This window comes from Streptomyces sp. SCL15-4 (genome assembly GCF_033366695.1).
Classification (GTDB): domain Bacteria; phylum Actinomycetota; class Actinomycetes; order Streptomycetales; family Streptomycetaceae; genus Streptomyces.
Map to the genome: position 1 here is coordinate 48,618 of NZ_JAOBTQ010000001.1, position 13,497 is coordinate 62,114.

Below are 13,497 nucleotides of genomic sequence, written 5' to 3' on the forward strand. Positions count from 1 at the left end.
AGCCTCCTCACGGCTTGGGTATCCAGGTGCGGGCGACGGTCAGGGCGTTGAACTCGTCCAGCCTGCTGTAGTCGATCTCCCACTCGATCCTGGGGGTTCCGTTCGGGCCCTGCCAGTCGTAACGCTTGGCCGCCTTGGCGAACTGCGTCAGGAACTTCATGTCCATGTCGTACCGGTACATCCCGGAGGCGTAGGTACCACGCCCCCAGTATTCGGCGGCGACGCTCTGCTCACCGAAGTACACCTTGCCGTTGCTCCCTTCCTCGGCCCCCCGGGCCGGGTTCGGACCGTGCAGCTTCTCATAGGCCACGTCCACGGTCTTCGGGGTCCGGAAGATGGGGAAGGTGCAGCCCGTGTCCGCCTTCGGCTTGTCGTCGCCGGCTGCCGCGGATCGCTGGCCGGCTGCCGCCTTCGACTGCCGGCCAAGCTTGCCGTCTGCGAAGCCGCGATCGCAGAACGACCTCAGCCGGTCCAGATTCTCCTTGGCGCCGTCCAGCTTCTCGGTGAAGGCGTCGACCTTCTTGCGTGCTTTGTCGACCTTCTCCAGGAACCCCTTGATGCCCCAGATCGCCTTGCTGATTCTCGGCAGCTTGCTCCCGATCTTCACCAGCTTGACCGGGCCGGCGTTCTGGACGACGGCCCAGATGCAAGTCCCGATGTCAGGATCGTCGATGCACTCCTCGATGTCGCCCGCGAACAGCTCCACCAGGATCTCGGCGCCGTTGTCCTTCAAGTACTCCAGAAGGTCCTGGCCGGAGAGGTCCCGGACCAGCGCCAGCTCCTCCTCGCTCAGTCCGAGCTGGGCGAGCGCGTACTCGGTGGCCATCCGCAGGATGAGCGCGTCCAGGGCCTCGGCACCGCTGCCGGGCTCGCCTTCCCCGCCGCCGGGCTGCGGATCGGTGTACTTCGGGTTCTTCCTGGCGGCCTCGGCCAGCTCCTCGCGCTGCCGCTCGCGCTCGGCCTCCTCGGCGCGTTCGGCGGCCTTCATGGCCTCCTCCGCGTGGGAGTTCGCGTTCTCGGCCGCCTCCTCCGCCGTCTTGGCGTCGCTTTCGGCGGCCTCGGCGACCTTGTCCGCAGCGGCGGCGTCGGCCTGGGCGGAGGTTGCTGCCGACTGCGCGCTCGCGGCATCACGTTCGGCGTCGGTGGCCTCGCGGTCGGCCTGGGCGGCTGCGGACTCGGCGTCATCGGCCGCGAAACCGGCGTAGACGGCGTCGGCGCCGGCCTGCGCGTCGTACTCCTGCGCGCCGGCGTCGGCCTTTTTGGCGGCAGTCGCGTCCGTGGACGCCGCTGCTGCTGAGGCGCGGGCTGCGTCTGCGGACTTCTGCGCCTGCGCCGCGTAGGTGGCGGCGTCGGCTGCGGCCTGGAGGGCGATCTTAGCGTCGCCGGCCGCCTTGTCGGCGAGCGTCTTGGCCTGGGCGGCCGCCTTGTCGGCCTCGTTCGACTTGGCCTTGGCCGCGGCGGCCTGCTGTTCGGCGAGCGTCTTGGACATTTGGCCGATCAAGACGGCGAAGGCCGCCGAGGAGTCCGTCTCGCGGTAGGGGGCACCGAGGCTGATCGCCTCGTCGGCCGCCTTCGTGACCGCGATCGCCGCGTCGCGGGCGCCGCCGGCGTATTGGGCGGTGGCATAGGCGTAGCCGGCCGTCCTGGCAGACCAGGCCGTTGTTTTCGTGGCCTCCACCACGGCGGCGGCGGCTTCCTTACGGGCACTGACTGCCGCAGCCTGCGCCTTTTTCGCCTCGGCTTCCGCTTGGTCCGCGTTCTTCTGCGCAGCAGCCGCCGCGTCGATCGCCACTGCCGCAGCGGCGTGGGCAGTGGCCGCCGCGGCATGCGTCTTCTGGTACGCCGACCGGGCGGCTTCAGCCGCGGATCTGGAGCGCGCCGCCGCGCCTTCGGCACGCGTCGCGGCGGCGCGCGCGTTCACCGCGGCGGTCGTCGCGTCGTTCGCCGCCGCTCGGGCCCGCTGCGCGGCACCAGCCGCATCGTTGGCGGCGTTACGCGCTTCTGTGGCTGCCGCCCGGGTCTCGCTCGCCGCCTCGGTGCCCTCTGAGGCGGCAGCCACTGCTTCCAGGGCGGCCGCCCTGGAAGCAGTGGCATTCTTCTCGTGTTCGGCCTTCACCGCTTCGTCGCGTGCTTTGGACGCGCGCCATTCGGCGTCTTCGGCCGCCGCCAGTTTTTCCGCCGCCGTGCTGCCGGCGGCCTCGGCGTCGGCACGGGCCTGGCTCGCCGCGGTCTTCTCTTGCTGCGCCCGCTCTTCCGCGGCCTGGGCCTTCTTCCGTTCGCTGGCGGCGTTGTCGCGTTCCCGCTCAGCGGTGGCCTTCTCGGCCTCCGCGATGCCCCGCTGTCGCTTCGCTTCGGCCGCGCCGGTCTTGGCGTCCTGTTCGGCTTTTTCGGCGGTCGCGCGGGCCTGCTTGGCGGTTGCGGCGTTGGCGGCGGCTTCCTGGGCTTGCTTGGCCGCGGCTTCCGAGGCTGCCCTGGCCTGCTCCTTGGCTTCGAGTGCGGCTGCTTTGCGGAATTCCGTGGCGACCGCGTGGGACTGGGTCTGTGCCAGGGAGTAGTAGGCCTGACTGTTGGCGCTGTTGGCCTGGATGGCCTTGAGGGCGGTGTCGACGGTTTTGGCGGCGGCCTGGGCCGCGGCTGCGGAGGCCTGGGCGACCTGGACGGACTGGGCGGCGTACATCAGGCCGCGGCCGCGCGGATAGTGGTTCTGGTCGGCGATGGCCCACGCGTCATTCTGCGCCGCGGTGGCCTGGTCCGCGGCGGTCCTGGCTCTGGTGACGGCCGCGTTGACGTCGGGGAGCAGGTGCGAGGTGGTGTCGCGGATGGTGGCCAGGAGCCGGGTGGCGTTCTTCTGGTCGTTGAGCGAGGGTTTGTCCAGGGCGGTGGGGCGGTCACGCCAGTACTGCTGCCAGAAGAGGATCTGGTCGGCCTGCCAGGACTGCCGGATGGCCTCGATCATGTAGTCGGCAGCGAGTTGCGCCTCTTTGGAGGCGGCGATCTCCGCAGCGACGATGTTCTCGCGCTGCGGTGCCTGGGAGGAGTACTCCGCCTCCCACTCGGTGTGGGCCTGCAGGACCGGTCCGGTCAGGACGCGGTTGATGTCGACGGGGTTGCCGCTGTCGCAGGCGGCCCAGGCGGCTTTGAGCGCTTCGACCTCGGTGCGGAATTCCAGGGAGTCTGGTTCCGGGGCCTTGGTGGGAAACCCTCCGAACCGGAGGAACGAAGCGATGTCGTTCGCGGAGCCGGTATTCCTGCTTCCGGATGTGACACCTAATTCGCCGGCCGCCAGCTCCGTGTACCTACTGGTCCAGTCGTCACCGCTGGCGGGGATCGCCGAGTACACCTCCTTGGCCTTGGAAAGTGAGGCCGGAGAAGGTTTGGGGGTGAGGTCCTGCGGTACGGCCGCGCGGATTTTCTCGCGGCCCTCCCAGGTGAAGGCGAGGATGTCGGCGCCGAACTCCGGGGCATGGTAGGGGCGCCCCCCTTCGGAGTTCACATAGGCGTACGGAGTGTTGGTCTTGTCGAGCTGAGCCTGCCGGTCTTGGAACTCCTTCCTCCGCGTCGACTCCACACCGCTGTCGGAAAGTCCCGCATTGAAGTATTCGGTGCTGGGGTAACCAGACCCTCCGTAATGGAGTGTGTCATGGATTTTCGAGTCCGGGCCCGCGAGGGCGTCGTTTGCGAGCGCCTTCTGTATAGGGCCCGCCACCCGGATGTCGCGGCTCAGGGCACAGCGGTCCTGGCGTTCGTGCTGCCCCAGGCTGATGCGCAGAGTGCGCTGGTAGGGGTCGCTGGGGAAGTCGCCGGGCTCGTCGGCGCGTGCCGGGGCCGTGGCCATCAGGGTCGCGGTCACGGCCAGGGACGTGGTCAGCGCCGTGGCGTGGAGCGCGCGTGCGAGCCGGGACCGGCGGGCCTGTCTGTGTGCTGGTGGGTCGGGTATCCCCACGTGTCTCTCCTCTGGCTGTCGTGAAAGGCAGGGAGGGAAGACCGAGGCAATCCGCGTTCGTCGCACGCCGCGGATTGCCGCTTTTTCCCTTCCCCCGGCAAGGCAGAGGAGATCTTTACATGTGGCCGACTGTTTCCGGAAGAGAATTTTTTGACGGCTTTACATTTTCCGGAGAGTAAGGGGTTCATATCGAAAAAGGGAAAGCCGCGCAGCGGTCTGTGGAGGCCACGACCGCTCCGCTCTGCGTGGATCCCGGAATTGATCCCGGGTCCGTCGAGGAAATCTTAGTAGAGGGCTTTGTGCATGTTCCAGCTGGTACCGACCTTGACCTTGGTGTGGAGCTTTCCCGCGCCGTCAGCGTCATAGCGCCAGAGATCACCGGCCGCGTCGGCGCCAACGAGATCGGCCAGCCCGTCACCGTTCATGTCGCCAGGGGACGCGATCTTGTTGTACACGTTCCAGCCACCGCCGATGTCGACGCGGGCCCCGAATCCGGTCTTCTGAGCGCCGGGGTAAAGCCACAAGTGTCCGGTGGAGGATTCCCGGGCAAGGAGGTCGGGCAGCCCGTCACCGGTGACATCGCCGGAGCCGACGAGTACGTCGAAGGCGTTCCATCCGGTGCCGAGGTCGGTGCGGGCGCCGAGGCCGTTTGTCCCGGTGCCGGGGTAGAAGTAGAGGCGGCCGTCGGAGTTGCGGGCCAGCAGGTCGCCCTTGCCGTCGTTGTTGATGTCTCCGATGCCGGCGAACGCGGTCATCACGTTCCACCCGCCACCGACGTCGTTGCCGCCGATCTCCAGGTGCCCATCGGAGCGGACCAGGGTCAGCGTGGACCAGCGGGAGCGGTTGTCCAGCGATGAGGCGCTGGACAGCTTCGTCAGGCCGTAACCGGACATGTCGCCGTCGATGAGGAGCCGCCCGGCGAAAAGACCGTTGCCCAGACTGAGGTAGTAGTTGAGCGTGTTCGTGGTGTCCCAGCCGATGAGTTCGCCCTTGCCGAAGAAGGGGTTCCCGCCCGTGTTGACGAGCGTCGCCCCCTGCCAGCCGGTGCCGAGCTGAACGCGCGCGCCCAGGCCGCCCTTGTCGTCCCCGGGGAACATCCACAGCGCGCCGGAGACGTCCCGGGCGATCAGGTCGACGTGGCCGGAGCTGTTGTCCAGGGCGAGGATCTGGTTGTAGCCGCCCCACCCGGACCCGGTCTGCACCCGGGCTTTCAAGGGCGCCGAGGCGTCGCCGGTGCCGGCGTAGAAGTAGAGGTCCCCGGCCGGGGTGCGGGCGACCACGTCACCGTATCCGTCGCCGTTCATGTCACCGGCGCCGGTCAACTGGTCGAACATGTCGAAGCCGTAGCCGACCTTGACCGACGCCGCGAGCGGAGCGTCGACCCTGCCCGTGCCGGCGTAGAGGTGGAGATCACCGCTCGGGGTCCGGGCCATCAGATCGTTCCTGCCGTCACCGGTCACGTCACCCGGCACGAAAATCTTGTTGAACTTCTGCCAGCCCGACTGCGTCCACTCCTTCTTGCCCAGGTAGGCCTTGGAGGGCTTGAGGGTCAGGGCGCCGTCCGGCGCGAGGACGAACAAGTCGGGCACGCCGTCGCCGTCGATGTCGCCCGGCTCGATCACGTCCTTCCACACGTCCGGAAGGACCGGCAGGTCGTAGTCGGGCGGGTAGGCCTCCGCGCGACCGGTCTGCCAACGCTTGACGTACGCGGCGTCATCCAGGCCGCGGATCAGGAGATCGCTCACGCCATCCCCGTCGACGTCGAAACGCGGTGTCACCGACCCGGCCGTCCGCACACCGGCACGCGCGGAACCCCGTACGGCCGACGGCAGTTCCGCGGTCGGCGGCGTCCAGCGCGGAAGCCCGGGCCTGACGAGCCCCGGCCCCCGCTCGTGATCGCCTGCTGCGGCCGGAACCGGCAGAGCCGCCATACAGGCCGCAACAGCCACGACGACCGCGAGGCCACGCGCACGTGCCTTTGAAGTACTCACCGCACATCCCCCACAGGAACAACGTGCTTGGCAACGCCACTGACTGGGGCGTCCCCTGACCAAGCACCTCCTCCCGCCGGACACATGACGACTCACCTGGTGCACGTATCTCCACGGGATCTTCATGCACCCTACAGACGGCTCACGGAAACCTGGAGATCGTTTTCGGCCCGAGGGTCCCACGGATGCTGCCGCAGGTGAGCTGGAACAGGCCGAGGTGGAGGCCGGTGTATGTCTCGTAGTGGGTTCGCAGGTGTTTGAGCCGGAACATGCTGAAGTCGTGTCGGTGGTGAGCGACGTGTACGCCGTGCTCTCAGCAGGGTGAGCCCGTGGTGGCGCGGTGCGCGATGTACGGAGTACTGCCACAGCTCCGCCGTCCCCGGCCGACCGGCCGCCAGTGGTGGAGTCGCGCGCAGCTGACCAGCCCTCGCGCCGGGCCGGCCGCGTACGGCCCGTGAGACGGCCCGAACGCGCCGGGCCCGGGCCGGGGATACCTCCCGCCCGGGCCCCGGGTGAGTTCACCGCACCCACTCGTACTCGTCATCCTCCCCGCCGGCGTCCCGGTCGTCGACGCTCAGCTGGTCGTTCATCTCGTCCTCGGTGAGCTCACGGGCGTCGTCCGCGCAGGTCGAGGATCATCACGCCCTCGGTCTTGAGGACTACCTCTCGTGACCGGCCCCGCCGTTCTGCTGCGGGACGCGGCGGGCCCGGAGTCCGCCGCCCTCACCCGCGCGGCCGCCGCGCGCGGCCAGCAGGTGCACGCCGCGACCTCCGAAGCCGCTAGGCGCGAGCCGGCGGCCAAGCTCGCCGGGCAAGTCATCACCGACTTCACCCGGCCCGCCCGGGAACAGATCACCGCCTATGCCCGCCAGCACGATGTCGGCGCCGTCCTCACCGTCAACGAGTACCTCACCGAACTGACCTCGCTGGTCTGCGCCGAGCTCGGCCTGCCCGGAAACGACTCGCACCTTGCCCAGGCGGCCCGCGACAAGGCGGTCGTGGCCCGTGCGCTGGCCGGAGCCGGGGTGCGCATCCCGACACCCGGCTCGCGCGCGGTGACGCCGAACTGCACGATGCCCTGCACGACCGCCAGGTCGGCTTCCCCTGTGTCAAGCCGACCGACGGCGCGAGCTCCGCCGGCGTCACCGTGGTCACCGCTCTGGCTGAATCCGCAACAGCGGCCGGCGTCGCCCGCTCGGCACACCGAACGGACGGAGGCGAAGTGCACACGGGCATCCTCGTGCAGGCGTATGCCGCCGGCACCGAGTACAGCGTCGAGTCCGTCACACAGATGGCGGGCGGTCGCCACCCGGTTCGACAAGCTTGCCGCTCGCTACCGTGCGGGCGTGCTGATCGCATCGCTGGTGCTGTGGTTGCGGAACACCACGGGCTGACCTGTTTTCGACGGGTTATTGAAAGCTAGTAGGGGGCCAGTACGGGAGTCAGCGATGGCCGGGGACCCGCGTGGCTGGCTGCGGTTGGCGCTTGATCGGCAACGAGTTTCGCAGTCACCCCGCTCGAGTGACGTCGAGCGACGCGGGCATGGCTCGCTCGGCCTGTGGCGGTGGCTCCGGACAGGTTCAGTGCTCCGGGTTCGTTCGGACTGCGCCCCTGACAGGCACTTCACCACGTGCGCTCAGGTGCCCTGTCGGGTGCGCGCGTAATGGCGCCGGGCTCGGTCCCGGTTGCCGCAGTCGCCCGAACTGCACCAGCGGCGGGCACCGTTGCGGCTGCGGTCTAGGAAGAACCAGCCGCAGCCCGGCCCCGCACAGCGGCGTACACGGGGCAGCGCACTGGCGTCGCCCAGCAACTCCTCCGCCAGCAGCGCGAGTTTGCCGGCGATGGTCGCCGGGACCGGACGCAGCGGGAAGCTGCGGGGCAGCGCGGCGTCCTCGCGGGCTGCGAGTGCGGCCTGGCGCAGGGCGTCCCAGGCGTGGGCTGGGGGCACCGTGCCGTCGACAAGGGCGTCCAGGGCCGCCGTGAGCGCCTCGCGCAGGCTGTGCAGGGACGCCTCGTCGGGGAGCGGGGTCGCGCCGAGACCGGCTGCGGCGGCCCAGCGTGTCCAGGCCGCGGCGTTCGGCACGCGTTCGACTCGACGGCTGTCGTCGGTGCGCCAGGCCACGGTGTTCACGAAGTCCAGGACAGGGTGGCCCGCGATGTGCGACGGCTCGATGTTCCCGGTGGTGCCGGTCATGCCGGTCGTCTTGGCCATGGGTTTCCGCTCGTCGCTCACGCCCCCACCTTAACGGGCCCCGCATGGAATCTAACGAACAAAAACGGAATAGCCTGTTAGGGTGCCTGGATGGACAGCCCAACGCGGTGCGAACCCAGCACCCCCCATGACAGCACCAGGAGCTTCCGGTCCGGGCTCAGCACGGGATCCGGTCTCGCAGCCGCCTCGTTCCTGCTGGCCATCAGCTTCGGTGCGCTCACTCAGGCCCAGGGGTGGGGCCCGGTCGCCCCCGTCATCTGCTCCCTCGTCGTCTTCTCCGGCTCCGCGCAGTTCGCGATGGTGGCGACCCTGGGCGCGGGCGGCGACGCGCTCGCCGCCGTGATCGCCGCCGCACTGGTCAACAGCCGCTACGTCCCGATGGGCATAGCCATCGCCGGGGTCCTGCGGGGCGGACGGCTACGCCGGGCACTCGAGGGCCAGGCAGTGGTCGACGGTTCGTGGGCGGCGGCCCATCTGGGCGGTGGCCGCTTCGACAGGTCGCTGCTCCTCGGCGCAACTGTGGTCCAGTGGCCGGCCTGGGTGGCGGGCACGGCCATCGGTGTGGCCGTCGCCCCTGATCCCGGACTCCTGCACACCTTCGGCCTCGACGCCCTCACCCCGGCACTGTTCGCCGTCCTGCTCTTGGACGAGCTGAGGCGGGCACGGGAGGGGTGGCTGTCCGCTGGCATCGGCGCTGGAGTCGCGGGCGCGGGCATCGCTGTCGTCTCGGCAGGGCCCGCCCTGGTCGCGTGCGCGGGGGCGGCGGCGCTGGTCGCGCTCGCGCGTGCGGGCCGGACCGGCCGGGCGGAGGAGGCGGCCCGGTGAACACGGCACACCTGTGGACCGCGATCGCCTCGGTCGCCTCGGTCGGCTTCGCCCTCAAGGCCGTCGGCCCCGCCGTCCTCGGCGACACCGAGCTGCCGCCCCGCGCCAGGTCGGTGATGGCGCTCATGGCTCCGGCGCTGCTCGCCGGCTTCGTCATGGTCGACCTGGCGGGGCCCGGCTGGTCCGCGCTCGACCTCACGATGGCCGGCGGCGTCGCCGCCGGCATCGCCTTGCGGCTGTGCAAGGCCCCGCTCCCGGTGGTGATGGTGGGCGCGACGGTGGTGACGGCGCTGCTGCGCTGGGCGCACTGAGCGGACCCAGGCGGCGCCCAGCCGAGCTGGGCGAGTCCGTAACGCAGGCCCTGCGCGCGGACCGTGTCCCATCGCGCCTGCTGCTGCCTGTGGTAGATCCAGCCGCCGCCGGCCAGTACCGCGAGCACGCCGACGACGGCGAGGATCCACCAGTGGACGAGCAGCCAGTTGACGACGGTCACCACCAGGGCGACGGCGAAGACGGCGGCCACGCCGATCAGCCGTCGTCGGCGCGCTGCCGCCGCCGGCCTGGCCTGCGGGAGCGCCGCCGGGCCGGTGGGTGCCTGGTAGTCACCGCCCGGCCTTTGCGTGTATGGGGGCTCACCGGCTGGCCTGCGTGACGCTGCTCGCGAGCTCCTCGAGGACGTTGAGGATGCCCAGCGCCAGGGCGATGACGACGGTCATCTTCTCGTCGTTCTGTTGTAGGTGTCGACGGTGTTGTCCGGGGTGATCTCGGCGGCGACCGCGCCGGCCAGGTCCTCGGCCTCGGCCAGGCGCCGGGCGGCGTCGACGCCGTGCCGCTCTGCCCACCGCTCGATGAGCGTCTGCCGCTCGCTGGGCGTGGCCGGAATCGGCGGGACCGGTGTGCCGTCCGGCCCGGCGACGTCGGCGGTGGCCGTCTCCGTCACGGTGCTCACCATGCCTCCTCCTCGCTTCCGGGGTGGCCGAAGCTCCAGCCGACCTCGAAGCCGGTGCCCGGAGCGTGCTGGGAGGACCACATCTGCTGTTCGCGTATGTCGAAGACGCCGTCCGGGACGAGGTCGTCGCCGTTCCAGTACCAACGGGCCAGGCGGTCGGCGGCCCCGGCGAACCTGGTGCTCACCCCGCTCACGCTGAAGCTCAGGCTGTGAACGCCCGGCAGGGCGCCGACCTCCGCCTGCAGGGCCTCCAACTGGGCCCGCGCCGACCGCACCCGCTCCTGCAGGTCGGCCACCACCTCCGTCGGCTCAGCGGCCCACGGCGGCGGCATCCACCCCGGGATACCGACGATGACACCGACGACGAGGTCACGGGTGACGGGCAGTTCCGGGGTCTCCCCATCTTCGAAGCACAGCCGCCACTCCCGCTCGTGCAGCCAGTCCGAGGAGCCCGGGTCGTAGCGCACCCGCCGGTTGCGGATGCGCCTCGGCAAATGCCGCGTCTCAGTCATCTCCTCACTGGAGAGGTAGAGGACGGGCCGGGTGCCGACCCGTATGAGCTTCTGCCGGTCGAGCACCACGCCCCAGGGCGCGTACGGTCCGCGGCCGCCCACTCCGTCGCGGAGCATGGCGCGGCGGGCGGCCTCGGTGACCTCGCTGAAGCAGAGCACCGGGGCGTCGGCCCAGAAGTCCGGCGCCCCGCGCAGCACGCCGCTGTGCAGGATGCTTACCAAGCGCTCCTCGGCGGTGCCGCGGGCGAAGTCCGGCGGTACGTCGTGCTGCCCACGAGGCCGGCCCGTGAAGTGGACCAGCGTGTCGGGCAGATCGGGGTGTGCGCTCACGACTGGGTTCCCTCCCCTTCCGGCGCCCGGACTGGCCGGCCGCCATGTCCGTTTTGTCGCATCGGATAAGGAAAGATTATCCGACGCGACACCCCTCGTCCGCAGATCGCGGACACCCGCCAACGCACCTTTCGTAGGTCCACAAATTTGTTTCGTGATTTGGCGGGGGATGACTTCGCCGTTTTTTCACTAGGGGGTGCACTACAACCCATCCAGTACGAGACGGAGCACTGCTTGTGTCCACCGAAGCCGACATGGCATCCCTCACGCCCGCGATAGCCCCGCCGCCGGACCGGGCCGACGAACAGCGGGCGGCCGACCGAGAACTGTTCGCGCGCATCAAGGCCGGCTCTTTCGAGGAGGGACCGCACCTCGGCATGCTCCGGGACCGAGTCTGGACGTACGGGTGGAAGGTGCTTCGAGCGTGGATGAAGGACGGCACGATCATCGCCCGGTGCCGTGAGCACCGGGTCTACTTCGCCGCGCCGTACACAGAAGTCGAGGAGATCATGCGCCGGGCGGACGTCCGCGAGGACATCGCAATCGACTGCCTGGCCAAGGCCATCCCCTTCTACCTCTCCACCTGCCTACCGCAGTGGGAGCCCCAGGGCGGCCGGAACCTGACCAGCTTCTTCATCCCCATCGCTCTGCGCTTCTTCAGGGACGCCTACCGCAAGTGGGCCACGGGGCACCGGCGGCGCATGCGCGAGGTCCTGGGCGAGTTGATCCCGGTGTACGACCCCGAATGGGAGATCTGGGATCTGGCTACGCCGCCCCCCTGCCCCGAGCAGCAGACCGTGCTGCGGGAGACGCTGGGCCTCATCCTGGCGAAGGCGTCGATGGAGGAGCGGGCGGTCTGCGAGGCGATGCTGGCCACCGGTGCAACCCAGGAGCAGATCGCGCAGCAACTGGGGACCACGCGGAAGACGGTCGAGCGGCGACTGGCCCGAGTCCGTCGGCGTGCCCGCAAACTCGCGGCGGCCGGCCTCATCGTGGTCCCCTCGGTCAGCTCGGCGGTGCCCCGGTGAACGGTCCGCTCGATCTGCGCATCCTCGTCCTTCTCCTCGCCGGGGCGTTCGTCGGATACATCGCTTACCGCCACCCCGCCATCGGCACTGCCCTGGTGGTCAGCGCGGGGGTGATGACGCTGCTCTACCTCCTGCTGGGGCCGGGCGGAGACGGCGGACCACCCTCTCGCTGACCAGAGAAACCCGTCTCCCCCTTCCTGCCGCCAAGTCCTCCGCCGCCTCAAGGGCCGAAGGGCAGCGCGCCCTTCGCGGGCACGCTGCCCGGAGGCCGAGGGGAGACGGTGATGGATTATCCGACGTGATCACCACGATTCACGGACACCGGCTGGACGGCCAAGTTCAACGAAAACCGGGACACGCAGTCGCCGCGGCCGGAAAGATGTGCACCGCACACAGGGAGGATCACCACGCCGAGAGGGAACAAGCCCGACACGGCGTGGCCCAGGGAGATGTCACGGCCGAGGCTCCCGGCCGGCCCGTGCACCGCTGTGCCCGCTCGAGCACGAGAGGAACCGGCGCGCGACGGAGCCCTCGGCGCGCCGTGCCCTTTTCCGTGTCCGACGCCGCCCTCGCCCTGCTGCGAGCGACCTTGCCCGAGTTCCTCGGCAGCCTCTCCGCCACCGTGGTCACCACCGCCGCTGTCGCTGTCTTCCGCACCGCTCGGGCAGCCCGCCGCCGGCGGCGCACCGCGCCTCCGCCCACCCAACTCCCGCCGTCGCAGGAGTAGGCACGAGACTCCCGGGTCGTCCGGCCGACGCACAGATTTCCGAACCAGCCCCCGGAATACTGGGATGACCGGCAGAATCTCTGACGTGGCCCAGGGGTGAGACCCCGAGAGCTCGCGGGGACGCAGCCGTTCGGACAAGGAGTTGGCGTGCGACGAGCTCCTCCGGCATGCCATCACACCTGTGTTCAACTCCTTCTTACACCTCCTGCGGGCTGTCCTGCCCGAGTTCGTCGGCAGCCTCATGGCCGCGATCGTGCTGGCGGCCGCCGGCCGGGCCACGAAGACGGACTACGAGCGACTGCGGGCGCGGCGCCTGCGGGACGACGTGGCGTCCATCGCTCAGCCGGACGAGGAGCCCGACCCCCGTCAGGCCGCCTGAGACCGGCATCCGTCCCTCACCGAGTCATCCGTGGGCCACACGGAGAGCGCCCCGGCCTTGGACCGACCGGCCGGGGCGCGTCTCGTACGGTGGCGGGGTGCCTGCCACCGACCCGCCCCCGCCTCCGGTGCGCGTGGTCCTGCCGGACGGCCAGGAGCTGCTGAGCCGTCTGTACGCGCGTCGGCAGTTCCCGCAGGGCGGATGGCTGTACTGGGTAGGGCTGCCGATGTGGGCCGACGTTCCGGAGATGGAGGCCGTGGAGCCGCGCGAGTACCGGGTCTGGCTGACCGCCGGCCAGGCCCGGGCCATCCGGGGCGTCCCATACGACCAGGTACCGACGCACCCGCTCCAGCCGGAGGTGCCCACGGCGGAGGGTGCCGACCGGTGGGCATGGAAGGTGCAACGGACGGCACCGGGCGGGACGGGCGTCCCCGCCGGTTCGTCGTCCACGTCGCGGACTGCCCGGAGGCTCCGGCCGACGCGAGCGAACTGGACGTGTTCGCAGCTCTGGAGGTGCTGCGGCTCCCGGGCGCCGTGGCGTGCTCGGAGTGCGGTGCCGATGTCGCCCTCGGGCCGCTCGCATAGGCCGCGACCGCTGCAC

General features: G+C 70.2%; 12 protein-coding genes and 1 pseudogene. 8 read left to right on the top strand and 5 right to left on the bottom strand.

Annotated features, from left to right (window positions below; genetic code table 11):
* Positions 1-7: 7 nt before the first annotated feature.
* Together SCK26_RS00245 and SCK26_RS00250 are read right to left on the bottom strand one after the other, a co-directional pair.
* Positions 8-3,850 (bottom strand): hypothetical protein, encoded by a 3,843-nt coding sequence (locus SCK26_RS00245; protein ID WP_318199168.1) that lies wholly within the window; start codon positions 3,848-3,850, stop codon positions 8-10.
* Between the two features lie 377 nt (positions 3,851-4,227).
* Positions 4,228-6,060 carry an FG-GAP repeat domain-containing protein gene (locus SCK26_RS00250; protein ID WP_412080687.1) on the bottom strand — a complete coding sequence of 611 codons (1,833 nt, stop codon included), beginning with the start codon at positions 6,058-6,060 and terminating at the stop codon, positions 4,228-4,230.
* Positions 6,061-7,223: 1,163 nt separating this feature from the next.
* On the opposite strand from SCK26_RS00250, the pseudogene SCK26_RS37875 reads away from it, so the two are divergent.
* Positions 7,224-7,328: pseudogene (locus SCK26_RS37875) on the top strand (IS5/IS1182 family transposase); the annotation flags it as partial.
* Between the two features lie 242 nt (positions 7,329-7,570).
* On the opposite strand, the gene SCK26_RS00260 reads toward SCK26_RS37875, so the two are convergent.
* The gene (locus SCK26_RS00260) at positions 7,571-8,167 is read right to left on the bottom strand and encodes a CGNR zinc finger domain-containing protein (protein WP_318199170.1); all 597 of its coding nucleotides are present in this window, start codon (positions 8,165-8,167) and stop codon (positions 7,571-7,573) included.
* Between the two features lie 69 nt (positions 8,168-8,236).
* Here SCK26_RS00260 and SCK26_RS00265 point away from each other — a divergent pair, with 69 nt between their 5' ends.
* Positions 8,237-8,971: an AzlC family ABC transporter permease gene (locus SCK26_RS00265; RefSeq protein WP_318199171.1), complete on the top strand. Its 735-nt coding sequence runs from the start codon at positions 8,237-8,239 to the stop codon at positions 8,969-8,971.
* Positions 8,968-9,282 carry an AzlD domain-containing protein gene (locus tag SCK26_RS00270; protein ID WP_318199172.1) on the top strand — a complete coding sequence of 105 codons (315 nt, stop codon included), beginning with the start codon at positions 8,968-8,970 and terminating at the stop codon, positions 9,280-9,282. Before SCK26_RS00265 ends, SCK26_RS00270 begins: the two co-directional genes overlap by 4 nt.
* 401 nt (positions 9,283-9,683) lie before the next feature.
* Here SCK26_RS00270 and SCK26_RS00275 read toward each other — a convergent pair whose 3' ends face one another.
* Both SCK26_RS00275 and SCK26_RS00280 read right to left on the bottom strand, forming a co-directional pair.
* On the bottom strand, positions 9,684-9,923 hold the full coding sequence (locus tag SCK26_RS00275) for a hypothetical protein (protein WP_318199173.1): 240 nt from the start codon (positions 9,921-9,923) through the stop codon (positions 9,684-9,686).
* Positions 9,917-10,762 carry a hypothetical protein gene (locus tag SCK26_RS00280; RefSeq protein ID WP_318199174.1) on the bottom strand — a complete coding sequence of 282 codons (846 nt, stop codon included), beginning with the start codon at positions 10,760-10,762 and terminating at the stop codon, positions 9,917-9,919. The genes SCK26_RS00275 and SCK26_RS00280 overlap by 7 nt, the downstream gene beginning before the upstream one ends.
* 236 nt (positions 10,763-10,998) lie before the next feature.
* On the opposite strand from SCK26_RS00280, the gene SCK26_RS00285 reads away from it, so the two are divergent.
* The 5 genes from SCK26_RS00285 (at position 10,999) to SCK26_RS00305 (ending at position 13,481) form a co-directional block, all read left to right on the top strand.
* Positions 10,999-11,790 (top strand): hypothetical protein, encoded by a 792-nt coding sequence (locus SCK26_RS00285; RefSeq protein WP_318199175.1) that lies wholly within the window; start codon positions 10,999-11,001, stop codon positions 11,788-11,790.
* Complete coding sequence (locus SCK26_RS00290) at positions 11,787-11,963, top strand: hypothetical protein (RefSeq protein WP_318199176.1); 177 nt, start codon at positions 11,787-11,789, stop codon at positions 11,961-11,963. The genes SCK26_RS00285 and SCK26_RS00290 overlap by 4 nt, the downstream gene beginning before the upstream one ends.
* A gap of 368 nt (positions 11,964-12,331) precedes the next feature.
* The gene (locus tag SCK26_RS00295) at positions 12,332-12,517 is read left to right on the top strand and encodes a hypothetical protein (RefSeq protein ID WP_318199177.1); all 186 of its coding nucleotides are present in this window, start codon (positions 12,332-12,334) and stop codon (positions 12,515-12,517) included.
* Positions 12,518-12,758: 241 nt separating this feature from the next.
* Positions 12,759-12,896, top strand: a complete 138-nt coding sequence (locus SCK26_RS00300) for a hypothetical protein (protein ID WP_318199178.1) — start codon at positions 12,759-12,761, stop codon at positions 12,894-12,896.
* A 390-nt stretch (positions 12,897-13,286) separates the two neighbouring features.
* Positions 13,287-13,481, top strand: coding sequence for a DUF6233 domain-containing protein (locus SCK26_RS00305; protein ID WP_318199179.1), 195 nt, complete (start codon positions 13,287-13,289; stop codon positions 13,479-13,481).
* Positions 13,482-13,497 lie beyond the last annotated feature (16 nt).

What these genes read in the sequence shown, in the direction of transcription:
- SCK26_RS00250 (WP_412080687.1), bottom strand. Translation starts at nt 6,060, where the DNA reads ATGAAGATCCCGTGGAGATACGTGCACCAGGTGAGTCGTCATGTGTCC.
- SCK26_RS00265 (WP_318199171.1), top strand. Translation starts at nt 8,237, where the DNA reads ATGGACAGCCCAACGCGGTGCGAACCCAGCACCCCCCATGACAGCACC.
- SCK26_RS00305 (WP_318199179.1), top strand. Translation starts at nt 13,287, where the DNA reads ATGGAAGGTGCAACGGACGGCACCGGGCGGGACGGGCGTCCCCGCCGG.
- SCK26_RS00275 (WP_318199173.1), bottom strand. Translation starts at nt 9,923, where the DNA reads ATGGTGAGCACCGTGACGGAGACGGCCACCGCCGACGTCGCCGGGCCG.
- SCK26_RS00300 (WP_318199178.1), top strand. Translation starts at nt 12,759, where the DNA reads ATGGCCGCGATCGTGCTGGCGGCCGCCGGCCGGGCCACGAAGACGGAC.